Annotated in this window: 23 protein-coding genes and 1 pseudogene; 10 read left to right on the top strand and 14 right to left on the bottom strand. The window is 73.6% G+C overall.

The window, feature by feature from the left end; genetic code table 11:
• Positions 1–8 precede the first annotated feature (8 nt).
• From AC07AW_RS26285 to AC07AW_RS26270, 4 genes are all read right to left on the bottom strand, one after another.
• A complete protein-coding gene (locus AC07AW_RS26285) occupies positions 9–395 on the bottom strand; it encodes a DUF6114 domain-containing protein (RefSeq protein WP_478817906.1) in 387 nt (128 codons plus the stop codon).
• Positions 389–1,132: a DUF6230 family protein gene (locus AC07AW_RS26280; RefSeq protein ID WP_478817905.1), complete on the bottom strand. Its 744-nt coding sequence runs from the start codon at positions 1,130–1,132 to the stop codon at positions 389–391. The genes AC07AW_RS26285 and AC07AW_RS26280 overlap by 7 nt, the downstream gene beginning before the upstream one ends.
• On the bottom strand, positions 1,129–1,593 hold the full coding sequence (locus tag AC07AW_RS26275; RefSeq protein WP_478817904.1) for a DUF6114 domain-containing protein: 465 nt from the start codon (positions 1,591–1,593) through the stop codon (positions 1,129–1,131). Before AC07AW_RS26275 ends, AC07AW_RS26280 begins: the two co-directional genes overlap by 4 nt.
• An 86-nt stretch (positions 1,594–1,679) precedes the next feature.
• Positions 1,680–2,366, bottom strand: coding sequence for a DUF6230 family protein (locus AC07AW_RS26270; RefSeq protein WP_478817903.1), 687 nt, complete (start codon positions 2,364–2,366; stop codon positions 1,680–1,682).
• A 135-nt stretch (positions 2,367–2,501) separates the two neighbouring features.
• Here AC07AW_RS26270 and AC07AW_RS26265 point away from each other — a divergent pair, with 135 nt between their 5' ends.
• Positions 2,502–3,104, top strand: coding sequence for a TetR/AcrR family transcriptional regulator (locus tag AC07AW_RS26265; RefSeq protein WP_478817902.1), 603 nt, complete (start codon positions 2,502–2,504; stop codon positions 3,102–3,104).
• 3 nt (positions 3,105–3,107) lie between these two features.
• On the opposite strand, the gene lepB is transcribed toward AC07AW_RS26265, so the two are convergent.
• Both lepB and AC07AW_RS26255 read right to left on the bottom strand, forming a co-directional pair.
• The gene (gene lepB / locus AC07AW_RS26260; protein ID WP_478817901.1) at positions 3,108–3,716 is read right to left on the bottom strand and encodes a signal peptidase I; all 609 of its coding nucleotides are present in this window, start codon (positions 3,714–3,716) and stop codon (positions 3,108–3,110) included.
• 103 nt (positions 3,717–3,819) lie between these two features.
• A complete protein-coding gene (locus AC07AW_RS26255; protein ID WP_478817900.1) occupies positions 3,820–4,866 on the bottom strand; it encodes an AraC family transcriptional regulator in 1,047 nt (348 codons plus the stop codon).
• Positions 4,867–5,019: 153 nt separating this feature from the next.
• Between AC07AW_RS26255 and AC07AW_RS26250 the strand changes: the two genes are divergently transcribed.
• On the top strand, positions 5,020–5,418 hold the full coding sequence (locus AC07AW_RS26250; RefSeq protein ID WP_478817899.1) for a Rieske (2Fe-2S) protein: 399 nt from the start codon (positions 5,020–5,022) through the stop codon (positions 5,416–5,418).
• Here AC07AW_RS26250 and AC07AW_RS26245 read toward each other — a convergent pair.
• Entirely contained in the window at positions 5,405–6,076 is a 672-nt protein-coding gene (locus AC07AW_RS26245) for a cysteine hydrolase family protein (protein WP_478817898.1), read from the bottom strand. The two genes, AC07AW_RS26250 and AC07AW_RS26245, sit on opposite strands and share 14 nt — an antisense overlap.
• A gap of 76 nt (positions 6,077–6,152) precedes the next feature.
• On the opposite strand from AC07AW_RS26245, the gene AC07AW_RS26240 reads away from it, so the two are divergent.
• Positions 6,153–6,620 carry a pyridoxamine 5'-phosphate oxidase family protein gene (locus tag AC07AW_RS26240; RefSeq protein ID WP_392158228.1) on the top strand — a complete coding sequence of 156 codons (468 nt, stop codon included), beginning with the start codon at positions 6,153–6,155 and terminating at the stop codon, positions 6,618–6,620.
• 10 nt (positions 6,621–6,630) lie between these two features.
• On the opposite strand, the gene AC07AW_RS26235 is transcribed toward AC07AW_RS26240, so the two are convergent.
• Positions 6,631–7,533 carry a LysR family transcriptional regulator gene (locus AC07AW_RS26235; RefSeq protein WP_478817897.1) on the bottom strand — a complete coding sequence of 301 codons (903 nt, stop codon included), beginning with the start codon at positions 7,531–7,533 and terminating at the stop codon, positions 6,631–6,633.
• Between the two features lie 93 nt (positions 7,534–7,626).
• Here AC07AW_RS26235 and AC07AW_RS26230 point away from each other — a divergent pair, with 93 nt between their 5' ends.
• Both AC07AW_RS26230 and AC07AW_RS26225 read left to right on the top strand, forming a co-directional pair.
• A complete protein-coding gene (locus AC07AW_RS26230) occupies positions 7,627–8,631 on the top strand; it encodes a DMT family transporter (protein ID WP_478817896.1) in 1,005 nt (334 codons plus the stop codon).
• Positions 8,628–8,816, top strand: coding sequence for a hypothetical protein (locus tag AC07AW_RS26225; RefSeq protein WP_478817895.1), 189 nt, complete (start codon positions 8,628–8,630; stop codon positions 8,814–8,816). The genes AC07AW_RS26230 and AC07AW_RS26225 overlap by 4 nt, the downstream gene beginning before the upstream one ends.
• A 76-nt stretch (positions 8,817–8,892) precedes the next feature.
• Here the strand turns inward: AC07AW_RS26225 and AC07AW_RS26220 are convergent.
• Together AC07AW_RS26220 and AC07AW_RS26215 are read right to left on the bottom strand one after the other, a co-directional pair.
• Positions 8,893–9,267 (bottom strand): annotated as a pseudogene (locus tag AC07AW_RS26220) (isocitrate lyase/phosphoenolpyruvate mutase family protein); the annotation flags it as partial.
• A 12-nt stretch (positions 9,268–9,279) separates the two neighbouring features.
• A complete protein-coding gene (locus AC07AW_RS26215) occupies positions 9,280–10,614 on the bottom strand; it encodes an aminotransferase class I/II-fold pyridoxal phosphate-dependent enzyme (RefSeq protein WP_478817894.1) in 1,335 nt (444 codons plus the stop codon).
• A 35-nt stretch (positions 10,615–10,649) separates the two neighbouring features.
• Between AC07AW_RS26215 and AC07AW_RS26210 the strand changes: the two genes are divergently transcribed.
• Complete coding sequence (locus tag AC07AW_RS26210; protein ID WP_478817893.1) at positions 10,650–11,357, top strand: pyridoxamine 5'-phosphate oxidase family protein; 708 nt, start codon at positions 10,650–10,652, stop codon at positions 11,355–11,357.
• Between the two features lie 34 nt (positions 11,358–11,391).
• Positions 11,392–12,036, top strand: coding sequence for an FMN-binding negative transcriptional regulator (locus AC07AW_RS26205; RefSeq protein ID WP_478817892.1), 645 nt, complete (start codon positions 11,392–11,394; stop codon positions 12,034–12,036).
• Between the two features lie 47 nt (positions 12,037–12,083).
• On the opposite strand, the gene AC07AW_RS26200 is transcribed toward AC07AW_RS26205, so the two are convergent.
• Positions 12,084–13,049, bottom strand: coding sequence for a DMT family transporter (locus AC07AW_RS26200; protein ID WP_478817891.1), 966 nt, complete (start codon positions 13,047–13,049; stop codon positions 12,084–12,086).
• Between AC07AW_RS26200 and AC07AW_RS26195 the strand changes: the two genes are divergently transcribed.
• Positions 13,050–13,181: a hypothetical protein gene (locus tag AC07AW_RS26195; RefSeq protein ID WP_478817890.1), complete on the top strand. Its 132-nt coding sequence runs from the start codon at positions 13,050–13,052 to the stop codon at positions 13,179–13,181.
• A 243-nt stretch (positions 13,182–13,424) separates the two neighbouring features.
• Here the strand turns inward: AC07AW_RS26195 and AC07AW_RS26190 are convergent, their stop codons facing one another.
• Positions 13,425–14,441, bottom strand: a complete 1,017-nt coding sequence (locus AC07AW_RS26190) for an EamA family transporter (protein WP_478817889.1) — start codon at positions 14,439–14,441, stop codon at positions 13,425–13,427.
• A 41-nt stretch (positions 14,442–14,482) separates the two neighbouring features.
• Positions 14,483–15,067 carry a Clp protease N-terminal domain-containing protein gene (locus tag AC07AW_RS26185; protein ID WP_478817888.1) on the bottom strand — a complete coding sequence of 195 codons (585 nt, stop codon included), beginning with the start codon at positions 15,065–15,067 and terminating at the stop codon, positions 14,483–14,485.
• 196 nt (positions 15,068–15,263) lie between these two features.
• Between AC07AW_RS26185 and AC07AW_RS26180 the strand changes: the two genes are divergently transcribed.
• Both AC07AW_RS26180 and AC07AW_RS26175 read left to right on the top strand, forming a co-directional pair.
• Entirely contained in the window at positions 15,264–15,488 is a 225-nt protein-coding gene (locus AC07AW_RS26180) for a hypothetical protein (RefSeq protein WP_392158210.1), read from the top strand.
• Positions 15,489–15,557: 69 nt separating this feature from the next.
• Positions 15,558–15,986: a type II toxin-antitoxin system Rv0910 family toxin gene (locus tag AC07AW_RS26175; RefSeq protein WP_478817887.1), complete on the top strand. Its 429-nt coding sequence runs from the start codon at positions 15,558–15,560 to the stop codon at positions 15,984–15,986.
• Between the two features lie 207 nt (positions 15,987–16,193).
• On the opposite strand, the gene AC07AW_RS26170 is transcribed toward AC07AW_RS26175, so the two are convergent.
• Positions 16,194–16,817, bottom strand: coding sequence for a PadR family transcriptional regulator (locus AC07AW_RS26170; RefSeq protein ID WP_478817886.1), 624 nt, complete (start codon positions 16,815–16,817; stop codon positions 16,194–16,196).
• Between the last annotated feature and the right edge of the window lie 67 nt (positions 16,818–16,884).

Raw genomic sequence — 16,884 nt, 5'->3', positions numbered from 1 at the left:
CCGGGCCGTCATCCTTCCACCGCCCGGCCGCGCGGGCGTCTGACGCCCCAGCCGACCATCATGGAGCCGCCGAGCACGCCGAGGATCATGCCGAGCAGGAAGCCGCCCAGGTTGGAGACGACGAGCGAGACGACGGCGAGGACCGCGCCGATCAGCCCGAAGGTGTACCGCTGGGCGGGCAGCGCGAGCGGGATGAGCCCGCACAGGATCATCCCGCCGCCGACGAGATAGCCCGCCACTCCCCCGAAGCCGGTGCTCACGATCAACTGCAGGGAGCTGAGGGAGAACTTGAGCACGGTCCAGCCGCCGGCGACCAGCCACACCCCGCCCCAGAACGGCCGGGTGCGGCGGAACGCGCGGAACCAGACGTGCGCGGCCCTCGCCCGGCTCAGCATGCGGTCGCCGTTCCCGCGACGACCCTGATCTTCAGGTCGGGCAGCACGAGCGCGCCTGCCATCTCGGCGTCGTACGCGGTGGCGTTCAGTCCGTGCAGCGCGATGGAGCTGCCGCCCTCGCCGCCGGCCGAGCCGAGTCCGAAGCCGCCGGGCAGGGCGCCGGTGAGCGGCTTGCCGGCGACGGTGACCTGGTCGGCGGACTGGCCGAGCACCGCGTTCTGGAGGGTGGTGGGCCCGTACGCCTGGAGTTCGGTGGCCTGGATGTAGAGGTTCGAGGCGTCGATGTCGGTGGTGAAGGTCGCGGGCGGGGTCGCCGTCACCGTCTGGCCGCCCGTCAGGAGCAGCGAGTACGGGACGCCGGCGATCGTCTGGTGGACGATGCCGCACAGTCCGGCGAGATGGGCGCTGGCGAAGCCGACGCGCGCCATGGCGGTGTTGGTGGTCGTGGTGCCGTCGGGGCGCCCGACGGCCGGGGTGTGGACGATGGCGCCGAAGCCACTGCCCTCGACGCCGTTGGAGGTCAGGGTGAAGGGCTGCCCGGTGACGCTGAAGTTGGCGGCGAGCGCGCCCTGCGCGAGCGCGGTGCCGAGGACGCCGATGGCGAGGGCCGAGGGGACGAGGGCGAAGGCGCCGCGCCCCCAGCGGGTGCCGCGGCGGGTGCCGTCGGCGGCCTGGGCGAGCATCCGGGCGTTCCAGTCGGCGGCGGCGCGGCGGGCACCGGAGAGGAGGTCGCTCATGCGGATCCGCTCCCCACGGACGCGGTCGGGGTGGTACGGCGCGGGCGGCGCCGCTTGGCGGGCTTCTCCGGCAGCCAGGCGAAGGCCATGGAGCCGCCGAGGACCGACAGGCACATTCCGACGAAGAGGCCGCCGAGGTTCGACAGCGGGAAAGATGCGACGCCCGCGATCACCGCGATGACTCCGGCGGTGTGGCGCTGTCCGGGCAGCAGCAGGATGAGCAGCGCCATCGCCATCAGGAGGACGCCGCCGGCCATGCCCGCGATGCCTCCGACGCCGACCTGGAGGATCTGGCCGAGGGGTGCCATCGGCAGGAAGAAGACGACGAAGCCGCCGAGTCCGGTCCAGACGGCCGCCCAGAACGGGCGGGTGCGGCGCCAGCGGCGGAAGGCGCTGCGCGCGCGGTGCGGCCCGCCCGGGGTGGGCTCTCGGGTCGGCTCGGGCGGCGGGTCGGTGGTCATGGAGGCCTCGCAGCGGTGGGTCGGGGTGGGAGGGCCGGGGCCCCGCGCCGTACGAAGGACACGGGGCCCCGGGATGGTGCGTGCGGTCAGGCGCCGCAGGTCTTGTCGCCGTGGGCGATTCCGATCGCGAGGTCCGGCAGGGTGATCGCGCCGGCGATCGTGGCGCCGTTGGCGTCGGCGTTGAGGTTCTTGATGTCGGTCCGGCCGCCGGTGGCGTCGAGGCCGAACTGGCCCGGCGTGCCGTCGTTGATGCCGGTGCCCTTGATCCCGGACCCGTCGGCGGCCGCGCCGATGACGTTCGGGGTGGTGTCGCTCGCGTTGAGCGTGGCCGTCGCCGCCTTGAGGGCCTGCGCGTCGAGCACGAGCTTGTTCGCCTGGAGCCCGGCACCGGCGACGAGCTGGTCGCTGGTGAGCGGGGTCGCGGCGGCGGGCGAGGAGATGTTGAGGGACCAGGTGCCGAGGCTGCCGATCACCGGGAGGTTGACCGACTGGACGGCGTGGACGCAGATGCCGTCGAGACCCGCCTTGGCGATGCCGACCTCGGCGGCGCCCTTGGCCCCGCCGGCGTCGATGGTGTGCATGACCGCGCCGATGCCCTGCGGCGCGGCGACCGTCTTGGAGCTGAGGGTGAAGGGGACGCTGGTGAGCGAGAGGTTCGCGGCGAGCGCGCCCTGGACCATGGCCGTGGCCATGGCGGCGATGGCGGCCGTCGCGGGCACGGCGAGGAACGCCGATCTGCGCCAGCGGGTGACGCCTCTGGTCTCGTGCTGCATGTGATCTCCAACCGTCGTGCCGCTGGGGTCGAATGACACTTCGCGGCTCCCTGTTCGAGAATTGGACACTTTATTGAGAAGTGTCAACACTTCTGACAATCCCGCGGAGAATTCCCCCTGGACTAGGCTTGGCCGATGCCACGGTTCAGGGAGACGGTCCGGACACTGCTGCGCGAGCGGCTGCTCGACGCCGCGTACGAGGCGGTCGCCGACCGCGGCTTCGACAAGCTGCGCATGGCACACCTGGCCGGCGCGGTCGGCGTCAGCCGGCAGACGCTGTACTCGGAGTTCCCCTCCAAGGAGGCGGTCGGCGAGGCCCTCTTCCAGCGCGAGCTGGAGCGCTGCCTCGTCGGCATCCAGCAGGGCCTGGACGCGCACCGGGACGACCTGCGCGCGGCCGTCGAGGCGGCCGTCGGCTTCACGCTCACGCTGGCCGGCCGGAACCCGCTGATCAAGGCCATGCTGACCAGCACCGGCGAGGACGGACTCCTCTCGTACCTCACGACCCGGTCCGCCGCGGCCTTCGACATGGCGACGGCGATGTGCGACGCGTACGTCACGGAGGCCTGGCCCACCATCGACCCGGTGGCGCGCGAACTGGCCGTGGACGCGGCGGTCCGGCTGACCGCCAGCCACATCGTCCAGGCCGGCCCCTCGCCGGAGGAGTCGGCCCGCCGCATCGCGGACACCGTGGTCCGGGTCGCCCTGAGCACCGGCCGGGAGCGGATCCCCGACTAGCCGTCAGGGGCCCGGCCCCCGGTACTCCTCCAGGACCGGCCGGTTGCCGATGTCCGGTGACGCGGAGACGGGGAAGGCCCGTACGCCGACCCTGCCCTCGACCCGGTCGAGCGCGCCCCAGCCGTACGCCCGCGAGTCGTCCGACAGGTCGGGGTTGTCGCCCAGGTAGAAGAACGCCCCCGCGGGCACGGTCCGCAGCTCGGGCCGGGCCGACCGGGTGCCGTCGGGCCCGCAGCAGGCGCCCGTACGGTGGGCCTGCGCCGCCCATGCGGGCGCCATCACCCGCCGTACCGGACCCCGGCCCCCCTCCTGGAGGAGCACCTGGAAGGGCTCGTCCGGCGTGGAGACGATCGCGACCCGGTCGCCCGGCAGCGCGATCACCCGCTTCACCAGGAGGGCGTCCTTCCCGGTGGCCCGCAGCAGCACCACGTCGAACCGGCGCGCCTCGCCCGCCGAGCCCGGGGCGACGAGGATCCGGTCGCCCTGGTGGAGGGTCGGGCTCATGCTGGTGCCGTCGACCCGGACGCCGAGGGCCGTGACGGCGACCCCGGCGAGGAGGCAGAGCAGGACACCGGTCCCGAGGACGGCGCCGGCCGCCCGGCGCGGGTTCATCGGCGTCGGGTGCGGTCCGGCGGCCGTACAGCGCCGGACCGGTCGATTTCGGTCATGGCGGGACGGTAGGCCGGGCGGTGGGCGGCGGCTGTGACCGTACCGCTCAGGGTTGTTGACCGCGCGTCTGATAGGACCGGGGCGTCTCGCCGGTCCAGCGCCTGAACGCCCGGTGGAAGGCGCTGGGTTCGGAGAAGCCGAGCTGCCGGGAGAGCCCCTCGATCGACACCCGGCCGCCGGTCAGTTCGGCGATGGCGTGATCGCGCCGCACCTGGTCACGGAGCCGCTGGTACGTGGTTCCCTCGGCGGCCAGTTGGCGCCGCAGGGTCTGCGGGCTGACGGACAGCCGGTCGGCCAGCTCCTCGGGCGTCGGCACCGGCCCGGCGGGCAGCGCCCGGCCGATCAGGTGCCGTACCCGCCCGGTCACCGTGCTGCCGTAGTCGGCGCAGACCAGGACGTCGACCGGGGCGCGGCGGAGGAAGACCTTGAGCGCCGCGGCGTCCCGCAGGACGGGTTCGTCGAGGTCCGCCCGGTCGAAGACGACCGCCGTGCGTTCCGCGCCGAAGACGCAGGGCGCGCCGAACAGGAGGGCGTACTCGCGCGCGTGCCGGGGCGCGGGGTGGACGAACTCGACCCGCCGCAGGCCGATCCGGCGCCGGACGAGCCAGCCGGCGAAGCGGTGTGCCACCAGGACGGTGGACTCGGCGCCGAAGTGGAGGGGGTCGTCGTACCCGGAGACGTCGAACTCCATCCGCGCCTCGTCGAGTCCGCCGGTTTCGCCGGTACCGGCGCCGGTGTCGGGTTCGAGGAGCCGGAAGCGCGGTCCCGCCGGGAAGAGGGAGTAGAAGGTCTGGGCGCGCCGGAGCGCCTCGCGCAGGTCCCGGCTGCCGTGGACCACGACGTGGGCCATCATCGCGAAGGTCCCGACCTTGCTGGGCGCGCCGCCGAAGCCGATCAGCTCGTCGTCGAGGGTGGCCCAGAGTGTTCTGACGAGTTGTCCGAACTGTTCGGCGGGGACCCTGGCCCGGTGCGCCTCCTCCAGGAGCCCGGCGGGCAGTCCGGCGCGGGCGAGGAGCGGCCCGGGAGCCAGCCCGCGCCGCTCGGCGCCGAACAGTACGGCCCGTACGTGATGGGTGCTGACCGACGAGTTCACCGAAGCTAGACACTTTCATCGAAGGATGTCCAGGTTCCCGACACTCTACTCAGAACTGTAAGGCTCTCGAAGTACGCATCCTGTGAACGGGACACAGCTCACAGACGTACCGTCACCCATGCAGCAAGCACACCGAGGAAAGAGGGGCAGTACATGAGCGGAGTGGCACGCCGGACGGTGGTCGCGGCGGCGGGCAGCGCGGGCCTGGTGGCGGCGCTCGCCGCCTGCGGGGGCGGCGCGGACGACAAGAGCGCCGCCCCGGAGGGCGGCGCCCTCGCGCGGACCGGGGACATCCCGGTGGGCGGCGGGAAGATCCTCGCCGACAAGGGCCTGGTGATCACCCAGCCGAAGGCCGGCGAGTTCAAGGCCTTCTCCTCGAAGTGCACGCATCAGGGCTGCGCCGTGAGCAGCGTGAAGGACGGCGTCATCGTCTGCCCGTGCCACCAGAGCCACTTCGACATCTCGGACGGCAGCGTGAAGGCCGGTCCGGCGCCCTCGCCGCTGCCGCCCGAGCCGATCCAGGTGGTGGGCGAGGAGATCAGCTCCGGCTGACGGCACCCCCGGCGCCCCTGGGGGCCTTCCAGCAGTCCAGCACCTCGTCCGTCGTGGTGATCGTGGCGACGAGCGCGAGGGTGTGGCGGATCATCGCGGGGGTGTAGTCGGCCGGCACCCCCGCGATGGCGTCCCCGGGCACGACGACCGTGTAGCCGAGGTTCACGGCGTCGAAGACCGCGTTGGGCACGGCCACGTTGGCGGAGACCCCCGTGACGATCAACGTGCGACAGCCGAGGTTGCGGAGCAGCGCGTCGACGTCGGTGCCGGCGAGCGGCGAGAGCCCGTGCAGGCGCCGGACGACCAGGTCCTCGTCGGCGACCTCGATCGGTTCGGCGATCCGGACGGCCCTGCTGCCGCTGTGCTGCTGCACGGGCAGCCGGGCGGCGGCCGTGAAGAGCCGGGCGTTGGTGTTGGCGCCCCGCCCGTCGGGGCGCCGCTCGGCGACGGCGTGGATCACCTGGACGTCCGCCGCGTGGGCGGCGGCGACGAGCCGGGCGACGTTCCGCAGGGCGCCCGACGCGCGGGCGACGGCGGCCAGTTCGGGCAGGGCGCTGTCGGGTCCGACGACCCCCTGCTGGCACTCGACGGTGAGCAGGACGACTCCGCCGTCCGGGCGGATCCGCTCCCCGAGCCGTTCTCTCGGACTCTGTCCCATGGCTTCCCCTTGCACGCGCGCGGTTGGCCCCCCATGCTTTCTGACGTCTCATCAGAAATCCAGAAGGGTGCGGACGATGACCGTCGCACAGCGCCGTGGACGCCGGATCATGATGACCCCGGCCGAGCTCGACTCCTTCCTCGCCGAACAGCGCACCTGCCGGGTCGCGACGGTCTCCGCCGACGGCCGCCCGCACGTGAGCGCGCTCTGGTTCGTGTGGGACGGCTCCTCGCTGTGGCTGTACTCGATCACCCGCAGCCGGCGCTGGGCGGAGCTGCGCGCCGATCCGAGGATCGCGGTCGTGGTGGACGACGGCGAGGAGTACGGGGAGCTGCGCGGCGTGGAGCTGTCGGGGACGGCGGTCTTCGTCGGCGAGGCGCCCCGCACCGGGGAGCCCTGCCCCGAACTCGACGTGCCGGAGCAGCTCTTCGCCGCCAAGAACTTCGGCCTGGACGCCATGCCGCACGACGGCCGGCACGCCTGGCTCCGGCTGACCCCGGACGCCGTCGCGTCCTGGGACTTCCGCAAGCTCGCGGGCCTCTGAGACCCCCGCCTCAGCTCGACAGCGGCTCCGCCGCCGCCCGCAGCGCCGCGACGACCGCCCGTACGGAGGGCCGGCGGCCCGCGTCGGCGCGCCAGGTGGCGTAGATGTGGCGCCGGACCTTCTGCCGTACGGGAACGAAGACGACCCCGTCCGGCACCGGACGCCCGAGCCGGGGTGTGACGCACACCCCGAGCCCGGCCGCGACCAGGGCCAGCTGGGTGTGGTGCTCCCCCGCGAAGTGCCCGATGCGCGGCTCGATGCCCTGCGAGCGCAGCGTGAACATCAGCCAGTCGTGGCAGAACTCGCCCTCGGGCCAGGAGACCCACTCCTCGTCGGCGAAGTCCTCCAGGTCCACCGCCTCCCGGCCGGCCAGCGGATGCCCGGCGGGCAGGGCGACGTCGGCGGAGTCGTCGAGGAGATGGGCGCGCGCCAGACCGCCGGGGGCGGGTGCCCGCTTGTTGCTCCACTCCAGGACGATCGCCAGGTCGGCGTCGCCGCGCATGACCGCCCGCACGCCGGGTTCCGGCTCCAGCTCCGACGTACGGACGCGGAGTTCGGGATGGCCGGCGCGCAGTGCGGCGAGGGCCGTCGGGAACAGTCCGCGCGCCGCCGTCGGGAAGGCCGCGAGCCGCACCTCGCCCACGACCCGGCCCCGCTGCGCCTCGATGTCCGCCTGGGCCATCTGGACCTGGGACAGGATCCGGGCGGCGTGCTCGGCGAGGAGCAGCCCGGCGTCGGTGAGCCGCACGCCCCGGCCGTTCTTGGCGAGCAGCTGCTGTCCGACCTCGCGCTCCAGCTTGGACAGCTGCTGGGAGACGGCCGAGGTCGTGACGTGCAGGCCGTCGGCCGCGCCGCTGACCGAGCCGTGCCGGGCGACGGCGTCGAGGGTGCGGAGGCGCTCCAGGTTCAACATGTCCGCTCCAGGTTCGACATGTAAGCGATACTAAGGGGAAGGGTCGAGGAATTCTCGCTTGTTCTAAGACATCGTTCCGGTCACCCTGAGTGCATGAGCCCCGCAGCCCCGCCCTCACCCTCCCCCTCCCACTTGCTCGACTGGCGCGTCCGTTTCGGCACCCTCGCCCTCATCTGGGGCTGCAGCTTCCTCTTCATCAAGGTCGGTACGGAGGGCTTCGCACCCTTCCAGGTCACCTTCGGGCGACTCCTCTTCGGTACGGCGGTGCTCGCCGTCGCGATCGTCGTGAAGCGGGACCGGCTGCCGCGCACGGCCCGCGTCTGGGGCCACCTTGCGGTCGCGGCCTTCCTCCTGAACGCGCTGCCGTTCTCCCTCTTCGCGTACGCGGAGCTCACGATCCCCTCCACCCTGGCGGGCATCTGCAACGCGACGACCCCGCTCTGGGGCATGCTGCTCTCGCTCGTGGCGCTCTCCGAGGACCGCCCGACCCGGGTCCGCGCGGCCGGTCTGGGCATCGGCTTCATCGGCGTCCTCACCGTGCTCGGCGCCTGGCAGGGCTTCTCCGGCCTCGACGTGACCGGCACGGCCCTGGCCCTGCTCGCCTCGTTCAGCTACGCGGTCGGCTGGATCTACGTCCGCAGGACCCTGAGCGGCACCGGCGCCTCGAACCTCTCGCTCGCGGGCTCCCAGGTCGGCCTGGCGACCCTGCAGCTGGCCGTGGTCACCCCGCTGTTCACCTCGGTCCCGACGTCGGTCGAACTCATGCCGCTGCTGTCCGTGATCGCCCTCGGCGCGCTCGGTACGGGGTACGCGATGCTGCTCCAGTACGGCGTCGTGGCGGAGGTCGGCCCGACGACGGCCTCCATGGTCACGTACTTCATCCCGGTCATCGCCACGGCGGCGGGCGTCGCGCTCCTGGACGAGCGGCTCACCTGGAACACCCCGGTCGGCGCGCTCGTGGTCCTGGCGGGCGCGGCCCTCACCCAGACCCGCGCCTCCACCCGTACGTCGGGCGTGCGGGCCTCGGGCGGGCGCCTCTCCCTCTCCCGTGTCACTCTCCGCGACCCCCGCGAGGACAAGATCGTTCCCCGGGCATGAACCTCACCGCACTCCCCCGAACCCTCGTCGCCGCCCTCGCCGTGACCGGCGCCCTCCTCGGCTTCGCCGGCGCGGCGCAGGCGGCCACCGCCACCGCCGGCGTCGTGGCGGCCGTCGCCCCCATGGACGGTCCGGAGCCCGTCGAGCTCGACGAGCTGGGCCTCCCCGACCTGCTGGAGGACTGACCGCACAGAGCGGCGGGGCACGGGAACGGCCGGACACCACGAGGGCGGTGTCCGGCCGTTCCGTTCGCTCCGGGCGTCAGTCGCCGCCCGATCGCGCCCCGCCGAAGAGGGTGTGCAGGGCGTCCACGGCACTGCCGTCGTGATCGCTCCCTGCCGTACCGCTGCTGCCGTACTGGACGTTGGCCGCCCGGTCGATCTCCACGACGGAGTCGGCGTGCGAGTTGTCGATGACGGTCAGCAGACTGTCCTCCAGGATCACGCCCGAGGCGCCGATGCGCTCCAGGCCCTCCACGACATGGCAGGCGACCTCGGGGTCGACGTAGCCGTCGTCGATGTCCACGAGCAGGTGGTGGCGGGGGAAGGCTCCGCGCAGCCGCTGCACGAAGGCCACCATGTCCGGCCAGGCGATGAAGCCGATGTCCGGGAGCCCGTAGTACGAGGCGGCGAAGCCGACGACGCGCCCCTACCCGTAGCTCCGCGCGGGCGCCGGCCCCACCGCCCCCGCCACGGCCTCCGCCAGCGCCTCGACGTCCGTGGCGGCGAGACCCGAGACGGTGAGCCGGATCGCCGGCCCCGCCTCCATCCGGAAGCGGGCGCCCGGCGCGACCGCCCAGCCCGCGGCGAGGAGCCGGGCCACCGCGCCGGTCTCGTCGGAGACCGGGACCCAGACGTTCATGCCGCTCCGTCCGTGCGCCTCGACGCCGCGCCGGGCCAGGGCCCGCACCAGCCCGTCGCGCCGCTTGCCGTACGCGCCCGCGACGGCGGCCGGGTCCACCGCGTCCGTGGCCCAGAGGTGGGCGACGGTCCGCTGGAGCAGCCTGCTGACCCAGCCGGGGCCGAGCCGCTGCCGTCCGAGCACCCGGTCGACGGTCTCGGCGTCGCCGGTGAAGGCGGCGATCCGCAGGTCGGGCCCGTACGCCTTGGCGACCGAACGGACGAGGACCCAGCGGTCGGTGACGCCGGCCAGGGGGTGGAGGGGCTGGGCGACGATGCCGTGCCCGTGGTCGTCCTCGACGAGCAGCACGCCGGGGTGCGCGGCGAGGACCCGCCGCAGCTCCCGGGCCCGGTCCTCGGTGACGCAGGCCCCGGTCGGGTTCTGCGCCCGGTCGGTGACGATCACGGCCCGCGCCCCGTCCTGCCGGATCGCGCGCTCGACCGCCTCGGGGAGCGGACCGTCGTCGTCGACGGCGACCGGCACCGGGCGCAGCCCGAGGGCGGGCACGAGGTCGAGGAGGCTGCCCCAGCCCGGGTCCTCGACAGCGACGGCGTCGCCGGGCCTGAGGTGGGCGATGAGCACGCGCTCGACGGCGTCGAGGGAGCCCGAGGTGACGCCGATCGGCCCCGGGGGCACCCCGTCCGCGTCGAAGGCGGCGCGCGCGAGGCGGCCGAACTCCTCGTCGACGGGGGCTTCTCCGTACATCCCGGGCCGCTCGGCGTACCGCCGGGCGACCTCCGCGAAGGCCTCGCCGAGGGGCGGCAGCAGGGCCGGGTCGGGGCTGCCCTTGCCCACGTCCCGGACCCCGGCGGGCGCCTCCACGCGGATCGAGCCGCGCGCGGTCGTGGCGGGGCGCGGCCGCACCCGGCTGCCGCGCCGTCCGTCGGTCTCGATGACCCCGCGCTCGCGCAGGGTGCGGTAGGCGGCGGCGACGGTGTTCGGGTTCACGCCGAGGGTGAGCGCCAATTCCCGCATGGGCGGCAGCAGTTGACCGGGCTGAAGCGCGCCCGTGCCCACTCCCCGCTCGACGCTGGCGGCGATGTCCGATGCGCGACGACCTTCGATCCGATACTCTCCTAGCACAAACATGATTATGCACTAGTGCAATGGAGTACGCAATGAGTGCCGCCGCCGACACGAGCACCTCCCCGGACACGTCCGCGCCGAGCGACGCCTACACGCCGACCGACCGGACCGTGCCCACGCGCTCCCGCCACCGCGCCTCGTACGACAAGGACCTCGTCCACTCGATACTCGACGAGGCCTACGTCTGCCACCTCGGCTTCGTCCGCGACGGCGCTCCGGTCGTCCTGCCGACGCTGTTCGGCCGGGTCGGCGACCGCCTCTACGTCCACGGCTCCACCGGCTCGCGGCCGCTGCGCGCGGCCGGCGACGGCGTGTCGGCCCCGGGCCTGCCCGTCTGCCTGACCGTGACGCACGTCGACGGCCTCGTGCTCGCGCGCTCCGCCTTCCACCACTCGCTCAACTACCGCTCGGTCGTCGTCCACGGCACCGCCCACCAGGTCACCGACCCCGAGGAGCTGCGGACGGCCCTCGACGCCCTGGTGGACCACGTCGTCCCCGGCCGTTCCGCCGACTCGCGCCCCGGGAACGCCAAGGAGCTCGCGGCCACCGCCGTGATCCGGCTCGACCTGGACGAGGTCTCGGCGAAGGTCCGCACCGGCGGCCCCAACGACGACCCCGAGGACCTCGGCCTCCCCCACTGGGCGGGCGTGATCCCCGTCCAGGGCGGCTACGGCGCTCCGGTCCCGTCGGACGACCTCGACCCGTCCGTCGCCCTGCCCGCCTACCTCACCGCGCTCTGACACCGCGCTCCGACCGAGGAAGGACGGACCGGCGATGCTGATCCACCCCTGGGACGCCGCCCACGACGAGGGCGAGTGGCGCGACTGGCTCTCCCGGCACGACTTCGGCCAGCTCGCCGTCAACGGCCTGCCCGGCGAGCCGCCGTGGGTGCAGCCCCTGCACTTCCGGTACGACGCCGAGCCCGGCCCGTACGGCAGGGCCCTGACCCATCTGGCGCGGCCCAACCCGCTCTGGCGCGCCCTGGAGGCGAACCCGACGGTGCTCCTGAGCGTGGTCGACGACTACGTCTACGTCCCGGGGCACTGGACGGCCCCCGAGGGCGCCCCGTCCGAGCACGGCACCCCGACCTCGTACTACGCGGCCGTCCAGCTGCGCTGCACCGCGCGCGTGGTCGACGATCCGGCGGAGAAGGCCGCGCTGCTCAACCGCCAGGTGGCCCACTTCCAGCCGGAGGGCGGCACCGCGGCCGCCGCCCCGGGCGAGGCCCCGTTCGGCAGGCTCCTGTCGGGGATCCGGGTGCTGAGCCTGGAGGTGACCGACGTACGCGCGAAGTTCAAGTACGCCGGCAACAAGCCGCAGGAGGTCCAGGACCGGGTCTCGGAGCGGCTCGCCGAGCGGGCGGGACCCGGCGACCTGAACGCCCGGGCCCACCAGCGGCGCCGCCGTACGAACGGATGAGACCGGTGGGGCGGGCAGCACCGGCCACCCGCCCCACCGGCACCCTCCTACACCGCCACCGGCTCCCGCCTGCGCGCCTCCGCCGCCGTCCGTGCCTCCGCGAGGGCGAGGCCCGTCACGGCGGCGAGCAGCAGCAGGGTGCCGAGCACGATGGCGACGGTGAGCCGCTCGCCCAGCAGCGAGACCGCGATCAGGGCCGCGCTCACCGGCTCGAGGAGCATGATCACGGAGACGGTGGCGGCCCGGACGACGGCCGCCCCGGCGAAGTACAGCGCGTAGGCGAGCGCCGTCGGCACCGCCGCCACGTACACGAGCAGCAGCACCACGCTCACCGGCGCGTCGGTGTGCGGGACGAGCCCCTCCGCGACCGCGGCGGGCAGCAGCCCGACGGCCCCGATCGCGAAGGCCCAGGTGGTCGTCGCCAGCGCGTCCGAACCGCCGCCGTCACGGCCGAGCCACCGGGTGAGCAGGGTGATCGCCGCGTATCCGGCCGCCGAGACCACCGCGAGGACGACGCCGAGCGGCCGCACCTCAGCGGCCCCGCCGCCCAGGACGAGCACGAAGAGCCCGGCGAGCGCCCCGGTGACCGCGACGATCCCGCCCCGGCCGAGGCGTTCCCCCATGGTGAGCCGGGCGCCGAGCGCGATGAGGACGGGCCCCGCGCCGAGGGTGACGACGGTGCCGACCGCGAGGCCGGTGGCCTCGACGGCGGCGAAGTACGCGCTCTGGAAGACGGTGAGACCGATCCCCGTGCCGAGGATGCGGGCCGTCTTCCGGCCGCGCGATTCCCGCTCGGCGCGGGCGGCCGCCCGCCGGGGCCGCAGCGCCAGCGCGCCGAGCAGCAGGACGAGGCCGCCGACGCAGCGCCAGAAGGAGAGGGCGAGCGGGCCCATGTCGCTGACGCGGAAGATCAGCGAGGCGGCGGCGCCGGCCGTGCCCCAGGCGATGCCGGCGACGATCAGATAGAGGAGGCTCCGCCCGACGGACAGGGCGGATCCCGAGGAGTTCGACACGTGAGTTCTCCGTGGAAGACAGGAGTGAAAGGTGGTCGCTGGGCTCCGCGCGCGGGCAGCGACGAACCGCTCGGCGGCGAGGAACGCCTGCCGAGCCCGGTCTTCGTCGAGGAGAGTCTCCGCGCGCGCTAGGCGGCGGGAGGCGGAAGCACGGTCGAATGCATGGTCGGCATCCTAGGGCATGCCTGACCATTCGCGACGGATCAGGCCGGGTCGTTCGGTGCGTGCGATCGGCGTGCGGCCGGGGCGCCCTTGATGGGGGTCCCCCCGCTCGAGCGAAGCCGAGAGTGGGGGAGGAGCTACTTGGGCGTTTCGGCCGTGCGGCGAGCGTGCGTGCCGGGCGGGCCGGACCCGACGGGAAGGGTCAGGCATGCCCTAAGGGGCGGTCCGGCCGGCCGACAACTCCGCGTCCCGCTCCGCGGAATCCCCGGCTCCGGCCGCCGGGGCGGAGCCGGCCACCGGCTCGCTCGGGGGCGCCTTCGGCGTCGAGGACTGGGCGATGAAGGCCCCGACCAGGACCACCGCACCGCCGATGATCTGCGGCGCGTCCAGGTGCTCACCGAGCAGGACCCAGGCCAGGACGGTCGCGACGACCGCCTCCAGACAGGCCACGACACCCGCCACCTGCGGGGAGAGGCGGCGCACCGAGATGACGCCGGTGACGTACGCGAGGACGGTGGCGATCAGCACGATCCAGCCGAGCAGCAGCCACGCGGGCACGCTGACCCCGTTCATGTCGGCCCGCCCGCCGAGGACGCCCCAGTCCATGCCCCAGGGCCGGGCCACGACCGTGAGGACGAGCGCGCCGATGAGCAGTCCGTACGCGATGACTCCCACCGGATCGGCCCGCTCCGCCTGCTCGGCCTCGTCGGCGCCCTGGTCGGAGAGGACGAAGTAGCCGACCTGGCAGCAGGCGGCGGCGAGGGCCAGGAGCAGGCCGACGAGGTCGAAGCTCAGCCCGGACCAGACCTGCACGACGCAGGCGAGGCCGCCGGCGGCGAGGACGACGCCGAGAGCGGCGGCGCGGGTGACGGGCCGGCGCTGGACGAAGCGGACCCAGCCGAGGACGAGGGCGGGGGCCAGGTACTCGATGAGGAGGGCGACGCCGACGGGGATGCGGGAGATCGAGGCGAAGTAGAAGGCCTGGACTCCGGCGACGGCGAGCAGGCCGAAGCCCACGAGGAGGGCCGGTTTGCGGCGCAGGAGGTCCCGGTGGCGCCAGGCCACCGGCAGCATGACGAGCGCGGCGCCGGCGACCCGGAGCCACACCACATGGAGCGGGTCGAGTCCCGCCTCGATGAGCGGCTTGGCCGCCACTCCTGAACCACCGAATGCGAAGGCCGAGGCCAGGGCGAGTCCCAGGCCGGCGCTTCTCCCCTGAGACGCGTGCATCGGGCCATCATGACAGGACGCCGTCAGGGGCGTAACCCCCGTTACACCTGTTGAGACGGCTCCTCGTCGCGGGCGGCCAGAAGGCCGGTGACACGGGCGGTCAGCGCGGCCGGTTCGACCCCCGCGCGGCGCAGCACCTCGACGGCCCGGCTCTCGGGATCGGCGGCGACGGCGGCGAGCAGGTCGAGGCCGCGGGCCTGGGGCTCGCCGCGCTCGGCGGCCCGCCGGAAGGCGCCTTCCAGGGCGGCGGCAGCGGCCGGCGACCACGGGGAGGGGCGGGTGCCCGCGGGTTCGGCCCCGCGGGCGGCGGGCAGCAGACGCCGGGCCGCCGACTGCTCCTCCGTGCGCTGCCAGCGCAGGCCGTAGCCGATGGAGCGCTGGACGAGATAGCCGAGGACGCGGGCGAGCTGGTGCCCGCCCTCGAAGGCGGCGCCGACCTCGGGGTCGGACTCGACGAGCGAGTGCAGGAGGTGGGCGGTGTCGATCTGACGGTCGCCGTCCCTGAGGGCTCTGCGGCGCGCGCCCGACACGACCGTCGCGAGCGACGGCGTCAGGAAGGGCGCGAGCTCCGCGCGTGGGGCGACGGAGGACGGGAGCGGCTGAGGGCGCGGGACGGGATGGTGCACCCTCCCACCTCATCAGGCCGGGACGGCCGGAACATCACCGGGGAGAAGCATGTCCGCATCCCACCGGAGTTGGGCACGGGCGCACGGTTCCTCCTCCTTACGGATGAGATCGCGCGCATCGACCCCGAGGGGCGCGCGCCGCCTTGCTTTGCGCCCCCATTGCAACCACGACCCCCTCCCCGGACGTCCTCCGAGCGTGTTCTGGATGGTGGCTCTGCCCTCACGCGACGGGCGGCAGTACGTGTACCGGGTGTACGCACCCCGGGAGGCGCTGCCGGCCGATCTGTTCTGGGCGGCCTTCCACTGCCACGAGGAGGACGGGGCGCCACGGGCCTCCGACAGCTTCGACGCCGCGGAGATCTGGTGGATCGGTGACGGCGCGGGACCGACGACCGCAGAACTGACGGTTCATCAGTATTGAATGTTCACGGCCACCCCGCTACGTTCCGCGACACCGGAACCCAGTTGGCACGCGTGAAGGGGTGGTCTCATGGCCGAAGTCAGCGCGGAGGCACGGATCGAGGCGCCGGCCGGAAAGGTCTGGGCGCGGCTCACGGACTTCTCCTCGTACGGCGAGTGGAACGCCACCCACACCAGCTTCCCGAACGGCGGCCCGACCGCCCTGGAGGCGGGCGCCACCTTCACGGAGAACATGAAGCTGATGGGCTTCCCCGCCGAGGTGCTGTGGACGGTGGAGGAGCTGGAGTCCGAGCGGGCCTTCGCCATCAGGGGCAAGGGCCCGATGGGGGTCGTGGTCGCCACCCGCTACTCGCTGGCGGCGGAGGGGGACGCGACGACGGTACGGATCGACGGGGAGTTCACCGGTGCGGCGGTCTCCCTGATGGCGGGCAAGCTCAAGGACTCGGCAACGGCGGCGCTGACCGAGTCCCTGCGCAAGCTCGCGGGCCTGGTGGCCTGACCCGTACCGCAGGAAAGACGGAAGGGCCCCGCGGCCACGGCCGCGGGGCCCTTCCGCTCGATCTCGGCACTCGTCGATCTCAGCCCTCACCGATCTCGGCACTCGTCGATCTCGGTGCGCGTCGATCTCGGTGCGCGTCGATCTCGGTGCGCGTCGATCTCGGTGCGCGCCGATCTCGGTGCGCGCCGAACCCATGACTCGCCGATCTCAGTTCTCGTCGGCGAGGATCAGATACAGCTTCTTGCGGGCCTCGTTGATCACGGTGACCGCCTTCTGCCGCTGCTCGGGGGTGCCGGTCTTCCAGACCTGCCCGAACGCCTCCATCAGACCGAAGCCAGCCTGCCGGATCTCGTTCACAGCGTCCCAGTCGACCCCGCGCCCGGCCTCCTCCCACGGCGCCTCGGGACCTTCCTCGGCCTCGGCGCGCCCGGTGTCGGTGAGCGTGAACAGCTTCTTGCCACCCTCGGTGGCGCTGGTGATCAGCCCCTCGTCCTCCAGCATCTGGAGGGTCGGGTAGACCGAGCCCGGACTGGGCTTCCAGGCCCCGTCGCTGCGCTCGCCGATCTCCCGGATCATCTCGTAGCCGTGCATCGGGCGGTCCTTCAGGAGCGCCAGGATCGAGGCACGCACGTCACCGCGCCGCGCCCTCCCCCGGCCGCCACCGCGACCGCGCCCGCCGAAGGGGCTGCCACCGAACGGCCCGCCGCCGAACCCGGGCCCGAACGGCCCGAACGCGGCACGCCGCCCCTCGAAGTCCCCCCGAGGACCGGGGCCGCAGCCTCCACGACCGTGGCCGTGTCCGTTTCCGTACTCGTGTCCATGTGAACGCATCGCAACGCTCCTTCCATCGAGAATCCATCGTCGAACTGTCGCGATGCCTCAACGATATATCGGAACT

This window comes from Streptomyces sp. NPDC044003 (genome assembly GCF_056435185.1).
Note: the sequence above shows the minus strand (reverse complement) of the source record. Positions and strands in the feature narration are given on the sequence as shown.